Source organism: Solirubrobacter pauli, from assembly GCF_003633755.1.
GTDB lineage: Bacteria > Actinomycetota > Thermoleophilia > Solirubrobacterales > Solirubrobacteraceae > Solirubrobacter > Solirubrobacter pauli.
In genome coordinates this window covers 4,033,386-4,043,394 of sequence record NZ_RBIL01000001.1, presented here as the reverse complement: position 1 = coordinate 4,043,394, position 10,009 = coordinate 4,033,386, and the positions used below count along the sequence as shown (strand labels likewise).

General features: G+C 71.1%; 5 protein-coding genes. 1 reads left to right on the top strand and 4 read right to left on the bottom strand.

Annotated features, from left to right (window positions below; translation table 11 throughout):
- Nucleotides 1-6: 6 nt before the first annotated feature.
- The 4 genes from C8N24_RS18960 to C8N24_RS18945 all read right to left on the bottom strand — a co-directional run bounded on the left by C8N24_RS18960 (nt 7) and on the right by C8N24_RS18945 (nt 9,151).
- Complete coding sequence (locus C8N24_RS18960) at nt 7-1,608, bottom strand: M28 family peptidase (RefSeq protein WP_121252529.1); 1,602 nt, start codon at nt 1,606-1,608, stop codon at nt 7-9.
- Nucleotides 1,609-1,685: 77 nt separating this feature from the next.
- Nucleotides 1,686-3,182: a glutamate synthase subunit beta gene (locus tag C8N24_RS18955; protein WP_121252527.1), complete on the bottom strand. Its 1,497-nt coding sequence runs from the start codon at nt 3,180-3,182 to the stop codon at nt 1,686-1,688.
- Nucleotides 3,182-7,720 carry a glutamate synthase large subunit gene (gltB, locus tag C8N24_RS18950; protein WP_121252525.1) on the bottom strand — a complete coding sequence of 1,513 codons (4,539 nt, stop codon included), beginning with the start codon at nt 7,718-7,720 and terminating at the stop codon, nt 3,182-3,184. The genes C8N24_RS18955 and gltB overlap by 1 nt, the downstream gene beginning before the upstream one ends.
- A 126-nt stretch (nt 7,721-7,846) precedes the next feature.
- A complete protein-coding gene (locus C8N24_RS18945) occupies nt 7,847-9,151 on the bottom strand; it encodes a glycosyltransferase family 4 protein (RefSeq protein WP_121252523.1) in 1,305 nt (434 codons plus the stop codon).
- Nucleotides 9,152-9,266: 115 nt separating this feature from the next.
- Here C8N24_RS18945 and C8N24_RS18940 point away from each other — a divergent pair, with 115 nt between their 5' ends.
- Complete coding sequence (locus C8N24_RS18940; protein ID WP_121252521.1) at nt 9,267-10,007, top strand: SIMPL domain-containing protein; 741 nt, start codon at nt 9,267-9,269, stop codon at nt 10,005-10,007.
- The last annotated feature ends 2 nt before the right edge of the window (nt 10,008-10,009 follow it).

Sequence of the window (10,009 nt, the reverse complement as noted above, 5' to 3'; positions counted from 1 at the left end):
CCGCATCTAGCGGTCGATCGCGGTCAGCAGATCGCGGTGGTCGTGCGCCTGGGTCGCGACCCGGCGCGCGGCCGGCGGCGCCGGCGTCACGGCCGGGCGGTCCGGGATCTTGCTCTGCGCGAGCGTGATCAACACGTGCGCCGCGGCGTCCGAGTTCTGGTCGAGCGCCTTGTTGGAGTTGTTGAACACGTTGTCGCAGCCGAGGTGGTAGCACGGGTCGTACTGCTCACCGACGGTGCCGCCGAACAGCGCAGCCTGCTCGGCCGTCTTGATGCCCTCGGCGCCGGTGAACAACCCGCCCGCCGGGATGCCGTTCGCGATGAACGGCCCGTAGTCCGAGCGGCCGTCGAAGTCCGTCGGCAGCGTCGGGATCTTCTGCGACTTGAAGTAGTCCAGGAACAGCTTCTCGATCGTGGCCGAGAACGGACGCGCCGCCGGGTGGAACACGTCCTCGCCGATCGGCGGCGAATCCGACAGGTCGCCGTCGTAGACGAAGTTGACGTAGTTCGGGGAACCGATCATGTCGAAGTTCAGGTTCGCCGCGATCTTCGCCCGCTCGCTCTCGGGCAGGCTCGCGACGTACGCCTCCGAGCCCAGCAGGCCCGACTCCTCGGCGCTGAACCAGACGAAGCGGATCTTGTTCTTGGGGTAGACGCCGCGCAGCTCGTGCGCGAGCTCGAGGAGCGCGGCCGAGCCGGAGCCGTTGTCGTTGATGCCCGGACCGGTGCCGACGCTGTCCAGATGCGCGCCGACGACGATCACCTTGTTCGGGTCGCCGCCACGGGTCTCCGCGATGACGTTCTGGGTCGGGACGGCCGGGTTGCTACGCCAATCGATCCGGAAGCGCACCGTCTTGCCGACCAGGCCCTGACGCACGCTGCCGGCGAGGTCCGCCACCGTCGCGACCTGCGCGGCGGTCATCGGGATCGTGATGCCGGCGCCCGTCAGGTCGAACCACCGCGGGTCCTCGCGCCCGGGGACGCCGACGTTGCCCTCGTTGATGTAGACGATCGCGCCCGCGCCCGCCGCCTGCGCGTTGAGCCACTTGGTCAGCTCGCCGCACGTGCCGCGCTGGATCAGCACGATCGCGCCCGCCGGCATCCCGGCGAAGTCGGACGCCTCGCAGCCGGACGTCGACGTGTTGGGCGCCGGTGACGGGATCACGAGGTCCGCCGCCCACACCGGCGCGGTCAGATCACCGGAGACCGTCTCGACCATCGACCCGAAGTCGCCACCCGGGATCGAGCCGGCGATGCCCGGGATGTAGCTCTTGCCCCGCTTGACGTCGAGGATCGGCTTCTTCCAGTCCGCCAGCGCGAACAGGTCGTACGTGAAGTCCTGCCGGCTCGTCTTGAGCCCCGCCAGCTTCGCGTTCAGCTCGACGTAGTCGGCCGACAACCGGTATCCCGGCGTCCCCGCCAGCCGGTTGCCGTCCTTGAGCTCGCCGAACAGGTTCAGCGCCGTCTGGTGGATCCGGATGCCGTCGACCGAGACGGCCTTGCGCAGCTTGGCGGAGGTGTCGTTGCCACCACCGCTCGCGACGGCGGACCCTGCGCCCGCCATCAAGACACCGATGCTGAGCGCACCGGCGAGGAGTGAGCCTCTCATGAGACCCACCCTCCTATGCCGGATAGTTGACTGTCAAGCGAACTTGGAGGTGACCAGCACCTCCAAGTGACGCTGTGTCAGGACTGGGACGCGATCTGCGGCGGGTCGGCGCCGAGGTCCGGCGAGCCGAAGCGGTCGCTCGTGCCCGCGGACTCCTCGTCACGCGGGTCGACCGCCGGCAGCGACCGCAGGTAGCGGTCGGCCACACGGGCGCACTGCCGGCCCTCGTTGATCGCCCACACGATCAGCGACTGGCCGCGGCGCGCGTCACCGGCGGCGAAGACGCCCTCGGCGGACGTGCTGTACGCGCCCGCCTTGGCGTTGCCGCGCGCGTCGCGCTCCACGCCCAACCCCTCGAGCAGGTCCTGCTCGGGCGACAGGAAGCCCATGGCGAGCAGCACGAGGTCGACCGGGTGCGACTCCTCGGTGCCCGGGATCGCGTCGAACGGCGGCTGCCCGCTGTTCTGCACCCAGTGCACCTCCTCGACCTTGCCGTTGCCGGTGAGCTTGGTGGTGGAGATCGCGAAGTCGCGCTCGCCGCCCTCCTTGAGGGCGTACGACGTGCGCAGCTTGACGGGCCAGCGCGGCCACGGCGTGAGGTCGTCCGGGCGCTTCGCGGGCGGCTCGCCGAGCAGCTCGATCTGCGTCACCGACGCGGCGCCCTCGCGCAGCGAGTGGCCGACGCAGTCTGCGCCCGTGTCGCCGCCGCCGACGACCAGGACGTGCTTGCCCTCGGCCGTGATCGGGCTCTCGGGCGAGTTGCCGTCGAGCACCCGCGCGCGGTCGTACAGGTACTCCATCGCGTAGTGGACGCCGTCCAGCTCGCGGCCGGGCACCGGCAGGTCACGCGGGACGCGCGAGCCGGTGGCGATGACCACGGCGTCGTGCTGCGCGCGCAGCTCCTCGGGCGAGATGTCCTTGCCGATGTCCACGCCGTAGCGGAACTCGACGCCCTCGGCCTTCAGCTGCTCGAGCCGGCGCTCGATGACCCACTTCTCGATCTTGAAGTGCGGGACGCCGAAGCGGATCAGCCCGCCGCCGGCCTCGTCGCGCTCGTAGACCGTGACCGTGTGGCCGGCGCGGCGCAGCTGCTGCGCGGCGGCCATGCCCGCCGGGCCGGCGCCGATGACGGCGACCGTGCGGCCCGTCTCGACCTTCGGCGGCTGCGGCGTGACCCAGCCCTCGTCCCACGCGCGGTTGATGATCGAGACCTCGATCTGCTTGATCGAGACCGCGTCGCCCTCGCGGATCTCCAGCACGCACGCCGCCTCGCACGGGGCGGGGCAGAGCCGGCCGGTGAACTCCGGGAAGTTGTTCGTCGCGTGCAGCTGGTCGATCGCCTCGCGCCAGCGGTCGCGATAGACGAGGTCGTTCCAGTCCGGGATCAGGTTCCCGAGCGGGCACCCGTTGTGGCAGAACGGCACGCCGCACTCCATGCAGCGCGCGCCCTGCTCGCGGACGCCGTCGACCGGCAGCGTCTCCACGAACTCGTTGAAGTCGTGCAGGCGCTCGGCCGGATTGCGCTCCGGCTGCTCGACCCGCGCGATCTCGAGGAAGCCCCCGATCTTGCCCATCAGGACTTCACCTCCTCGGCGGGCTCGGTCACGAAGCCCCCGCCGCCCGTCGACACGGCCTCTTCGGCCTCCAGCTCGGCCAGCGCACGCTTGTAGTCGTGCGGCATGACCTTCTTGAAGCGCGGGAGGAACTCGTCCCACGCGGCGAGGATGCGCTGCGCGACCGTCGAACCGGTGCGCTCGCCGTGCTCCTCGATCAGGTTGCGCAGCTCGATCGCGTCCGACTCGGAGATCTCGTCGAACCCGACCAGGCCCATGTTGCAGCGCTCGCCGAACGTGTCGTCCTCGTCGAGCACGTACGCCACGCCACCGCTCATGCCGGCGGCGAAGTTGCGGCCGGTCGGGCCGAGGATGATCGCGCGGCCGCCGGTCATGTACTCGCAGCCGTGGTCGCCCACGCCCTCGACGACCGCGCTCGCGCCGGAGTTGCGCACCGCGAAGCGCTCGCCCGCGAGCCCGCGGAAGAAGGCCCGGCCACCGCTCGCCCCGTAGAGCACGGTGTTGCCGATGATCACGTTCTCCTCGGCCTTGAACAGGACGTCCTCGGGCGGGGTGACCGTGAGCACGCCGCCGGAGAGGCCCTTGCCCGTGTAGTCGTTGGCGTCGCCGATCAGCGTCAGCTCGACGCCCGGCGCGAGCCACGCGCCGAACGACTGGCCGGCGGACCCGCGGAGCGTGTACTTGATCGTCCCGGGCGGCAGGCCCTGGGCGCCGTGCACCTTCGTGACCGCGCTCGAGAGCAGGCCACCGACGGTGCGGTTGACGTTGCGCACGTCGAAGTCGCCCGTGACCTTCATGCGGTGGTCGATGGCGTCCTTGGCCGCCTCGATCAGCGTCCAGTCGAGCGCGCCCGGCAGCGGCGAGTCCTGCGGGCGCAGGCGCCGGCGCGGGGCGTCCTCGGCGACCGGCGGAGCCGACAGCACGTGCGTGAGGTCCACGCCGCGCGCCTTCCAGTGGTCGATCGCCTCGTCGGCCTCGAGCAGGTCGACGCGGCCGACCAGGTCCTCGTAGCGGCGGATGCCGAGACGGCGCATCAGCTGCCGCAGCTCCTCGGCCACGAAGAAGAAGAAGTTCACGACGTGCTCGGGCTGGCCCTTGAACCGCTTGCGCAGCTCCGGGTCCTGCGTCGCGATGCCCACCGGGCACGTGTTCAGGTGGCAGGCGCGCATCATGATGCACCCCGTCGCGATCAGCGGGGCGGTCGAGAAGCCGCACTCGTCCGCGCCCAGCAGCGCCGCGACGAGCACGTCACGGCCCGTCTTGAGCTGACCGTCCGTCTGCACCCAGATGCGGGAGCGCAGGTCGTTGAGGACGAGCGTCTGCTGCGTCTCGGCCAGGCCGATCTCCCACGGCACGCCGGCCGACTGGATCGAGCTGAGCGGGGACGCGCCGGTGCCGCCGTCGTGGCCGGCGATCAGCACGTGGTCCGCGTTCGCCTTCGCCACGCCCGCCGCGACCGTGCCCACGCCGACCTCGGACACCAGCTTCACGGACACGCGAGCGCCCGGGTTGGCGCAGCGCAGGTCGTAGATGAGCTGCTTGAGGTCCTCGATCGAGTAGATGTCGTGGTGCGGCGGCGGCGAGATCAGGCCGACGCCCGGCGTCGTGAAGCGGATCGAGCCGATGTACCGGTCCACCTTGTGGCCCGGCAGCTGGCCACCCTCGCCGGGCTTGGCGCCCTGGGCCATCTTGATCTGCAGCTCGTCGGCGTTGACGAGGTAGTGGATGTTGACGCCGAAGCGGCCGGAGGCGACCTGCTTGATCGCGGAGCGGCGCGAGTCGCCGTTCGGGTCCGGCGTGTAGCGGACCGGGTCCTCGCCGCCCTCGCCCGTGTTCGACTTGCCGCCGAGGCGGTTCATCGCGATCGCGAGCGTCTCGTGCGACTCACGGCTGATCGAGCCGAGCGACATCGCGCCGGTGACGAAGCGCTTGACGATCTCGCTCGCCGGCTCGATGTCGTCGATCGGCAGCCACTCGTCCTCGGGCAGCTCCTTGAACTTCAGGAGCCCGCGCAGGGTCGCGCGCCGGGCAGCGTCCTCGTTGACGAGCTTGGAGTACTCGTCGTAGGTCGGCTGACCGCCGTGGCGGACGGAGTGCTGCAGGAGCGCGATCGTCTCCGGGTTCCACATGTGATGCTCGCCGTCGCGGCGCCACGCGTAGACGCCGCCGACCGGCAGCAGGTCCTCCGTCGAGAGGCCGAACCCGCGGGCGTGGCGCTGGAGCGTCTCGATCGCCAGGATCTGGCTGTCGATGCCGCCGATGCGCGAGGCGGTGCCCGTGAAGTGGCGGTCGACCAGCTCCTCGGACAGGCCGACGGCCTCGAAGATCTGCGCCCCGTTGTAGGACTGGATCGTCGAGATGCCCATCTTCGAGATCGTCTTGAGCAGGCCCTTGGCCACGCCCTTGACGACGTTCCACTGCGCCGTCTCGAAGTCCTCGACGCCCGGCACGCGGCCGTCGTCGACGAGCGCCTCGAGCGACTCGAGCAGCAGGTACGGGTTGATCGCGGACGCGCCGTAGCCGATCAGCGTCGCGAAGTGGTGCACCTCCCGCGGCTCGCCGGACTCGAGCACGAGGCCGGTCTGCAGGCGCGTGCCCTCGCGGACGAGGTGGTGATGCACGCTCGCCACCGCCAGCAACGACGGGATCGGCGCCCGCTCGGGGCTGACCGCGCGGTCGCTGAGGATGAGGATGTTCGTGCCGTCGGCCAGCGCGGCGTCCGTCTCCGCGTAGACGCGGTCCAGCGCCTTGAGCATCCCGTCGGGACCCTCGGAGACCGGCCATGTGATGTCGACCGTGTGCGACTTGAAGACGGAGCTGTCGACGTGGCGCAGCTGCGCGAGCTCGCGGTCGAACAGCAGCGGCGTCTGCATCGCGAGCTGGTGCGCGTGCTCCGGGCCCTCGCTGAGGAGGTTGCCCTCCGAGCCGACGCCCGTGCCGTGGCTCATCACGATCGCCTCGCGGATCGGGTCGATCGGCGGGTTCGTGACCTGCGCGAACAGCTGCTTGAAGTAGTTGAACAGCGGCGGCTGGTGGTCCGACAGCACGGCGAGCGCGTTGTCGTTGCCCATCGAGCCGATCGGCTCCTCGCCCTTGGCCGCGGTCGGCGCGAGCAGGACCCGCAGGTCCTCCTGCGTGAAGCCGAACGCGCGCTGGCGCGTGGGCAGCGGCGTCTCGGACTTCGGCAGCGCCGGCGCCTCCGGCAGGTCGCCGAGGTGCACGATGCCCTCGTCGAACCACTGCTTGTACGGCTTGGCCGTCGCGACCTGGTGCTTGACCTCGGAGTCGTCGACGATCCGGCCCTGCTCGAGGTCGACCAGGAAGAGCTTGCCCGGCTGCAGGCGGCCCTTGCGCTTGATCTTGTCGGCCGGCACGTCCATCACGCCGGTCTCCGAGCCCAGGACGACCCAGCCGTCCGTGGTCTCCAGCCAGCGCCCCGGGCGCAGGCCGTTGCGGTCCAGCGTCGCGCCGATCACGCGGCCGTCGGTGAACGCCACCGCGGCGGGACCGTCCCACGGCTCCATGAGGCACGCGTGGTACGCGTAGAACGCCTCGAGCTCGGCGGGCAGGTCGTCCCGGTCGGCGTAGGCCTCCGGGATCATCATCATCACCGCGTGCGGGAGGCTGCGGCCGGCGAGCGTGAGCAGCTCGAGCACGTTGTCGAACGTTGCGGAGTCGCTGCCGCCCGCGCGGACGACCGGGAGCACCTTCTGGAGGTCGTCGCCGAACAGCTCGGAGGCGAGCTGCGACTCGCGCGCCCGCATCCAGTTGATGTTGCCGCGCACCGTGTTGATCTCGCCGTTGTGGGCGATCATCCGGAACGGGTGCGCGAGCTCCCAGCTCGGGAACGTGTTCGTCGAGAAGCGCGAGTGCACGAGCGCCATCGCGGTCTTCGTGCGCTCGTCGGCGAGGTCGGGGTAGTAGCCGAGCAGCTGCGGGCTGGTCAGCATGCCCTTGTAGACGATGGTGCGGCTGCTGAAGCTCGGGATCACGAGCTCCGGGCCGGCGGCGAGCTCCGCGACACGGCGGATCACGTACAGCTTGCGCTCGAACGCGTCCTGGTCGGCGGCCAGCTCGTCGGAGGCGGCCACGAACAGCTGCTTGACGTACGGCGCGTAGAGGTTGGCCGTGATGCCGACGTAGTCCTTGTCGACCGGCACGTCGCGCCAGCCGATGACCCGCTGGCCCTCGTCGGCGACGGTCTTCTTCAGCAGCTCCTCGAACTCGGCCCCCTGCGCCTCGTCCCGCGGGAGGAAGCACATGGCGACGCCGTACGCGCCGAGCGGCGGCAGCTCCGCCTTCACGACCCCGCGGAAGAAGTCGTCGGGCAACTGGAGCAGGATTCCCGCGCCGTCGCCAGTATTGGGATCAGCACCCGCCGCGCCACGGTGCTCGAGGTTCTCGAGCGCCACGATGGCCCGCTCTACCGCCTCGTGCGACGGCTTCCCATCGAGCTTGGCAACCATGGCGACGCCGCAGGCGTCGTGCTCGTAGGACGGGTCGTAGAGGCCGATCCGGCCACGTGGACGTTCAGACATAGGCGAGCGACGGGGTCGGGGGACGCGACACCCCATCCGAGGGCTCGGAAGGGAGTGACAAGGTAGCAACCGGCGTGCATGCTCCTCAACACGCGCACCCCCCAACCGTTGCGTTTGACGCAGCGATCAGCCGCTTTGTGCGCCGTTTGTGCGCAACAACATTGCGTCGCTGCCGCTGACCTCGGCGTAGAGGTCAGCCACCTCCTCGGCCAGCGCGGGCCACGCGTAGCGCTCCGCCGCGTCCTCCGCGGCGTTGGCCCCGCGGCGACGGCGCTCGGCCGGCCGGTTCACCGCTTCTACCAGCGCATTCGTGAGCGTGTGGAGGTCGTCGGGCTCCACGAGCCAGCCGGTCTCGCCGTGCTCGACGATGTCCGCCGGGCCGTGCGCGTCGACCGCGATCGCGGGCAGCCCGCAGGCCATCCCCTCGACGATCACCTGGCCGAACTGCTCGCGCACGCTCGGGAGGACGACGACGTCCGACGCGGCGAGGATCCCCGGCAGCTCGTCGTGGTCGTGCCAGCCGGCGAGGTGCACGTCCTGCGCGCCGACGCGGGCGATGGTGTCGCCGGGGTGCTCGCCCTCGTGCTCGCCCGGGAACCCGCCGACCAGCACGAGCGGCGCGCGGCGCGCGAACCCGGGACGGGCGCGCTCATAGGCCTCGATCAGCAGCGGAACGCGCTTGACCTCGGTGAAGCGGCCGACGTAGAGGATCACGGGCGTGTCCGCCTCGATGCCCGCGTCGGGCAGCAGGTCCGCCCACAGCGCGCGCCGGTCCGTCGCGCGCGGGAAGAAGAGGTCGGGGTCATAGCCGTTCGGGATCAGCGTGTAACGGTCGGGATCGACCGGCAGCACGCGCTCGGCGCGATCGATCTGGGATTCCGACAGCACGATCAGCCGCTCGGCCTGCTGCGCCCACCCGCGCATCCGCTCCGCCCAGGCGGGCCCGTACCGCCAGCGCAGCGGGTCGCGCTCGACGGCTTCCAGGAAGAGCAGCTCGGTGCCGTGCAGGTGACCGACGACCGGCACGTCCGGCGCGACCCGGGCGGCGGCCTCGTAGAGCGGCGTCAGGTGGTGCAGGTGGAGCACGTCGGCGCGCGCCGCGCCCGCCGACTGCAGCGCTCGCGCCCACGCCCGCACCTGGTGCTCGGCGGCGTCCCCGTCCAGCAGGCCGAAGACGCGGTCCGGCGCATCCGCGCGGTCCTCGTAGGAGGGATGCATCGGCGGATCGGCCGCCATCGGGTCCGCCGCCGCGAGCGCGCGGGTCATGTCCACCGGACGGACGTCGAGGTCGTGGTAGAAGCGGCGGGCGTCACCCATCCCGGCGACGCTGCCGCTGAGCACCGTGGCGTCCCAGCCGACCTGGGGCAATGTGTGCGCGAGGTTGCGCGCGACGTGCGCGGACCCGCCGCGCGGGTAGAAGAGCAGTCCCATCAGGACATGCGGCTGTGAACGTGGTGTGGACAGGCCGTGAACATACCCGTCTTGGCGGTTCGTTCAGTCCTGCGCGGCGAAGCTTGAATGCTGAATTCGTGGGTATTGGGCGCCTATGCGCTCTGCTCTCCTCGCCGGTCTCGCCGTGCTCGCGTTCGCCGCCCCTGCGGCGGCGCAGACGCCCACCCCCACGCCGGACACCACGCCGACGATCGCGGCCGACGGCGTCGGGCTGGCGACGGCGACCCCGGATGTCGCCTCGTTCGCCGTCTACGTCTCCGAGCAGGGCCGTTCGACGGCCAAGGCGCGCAACGCCACGAACCGCGTGGCGCGGGCGATCACGTCGGCGGCCACCGCCGCGGGCGTCGCGCCCGCCGACATCCGCACCGTGTCCGTGAACATCAGCCGCTCGCGCGTGAAGCCGAAGCGGCGCCCCGCGTACACGCGCTACACGGCCCGCCAGTACCTGACCTTCACCGTGCGCGACGTGACGAAGGTCGGCCCGCTCATGGACGCCGCGGCCGACGCCGGCGCGGACAACATCGAAGGCCCGGAGTACGGCTTCGCCGACCCGTCCGCCGGCCGGCTGCTCGCCACGCGAGCGGCGATCGCCGACGCCCGCAAGCGCGCCGACGACGCCGCGGCCCAGACCGGGCTGCGGATCACCGGCGTGCGCTCGGTCATCCTCGCGCCGGACGGTGACGACAACGGCGACAGCGGCGTGCAGAACCTGTCCGGTGGCGGCGACGAGCAGGCGGCCTCGGGCGGCGGCGACAGCGACCCGACGAGCGTCTCCTCGGGCACGCGGCGGTTCGTCGAGCAGGTGCGCGTGGTGTTCACCGCAGTGCCCCTTTAGGG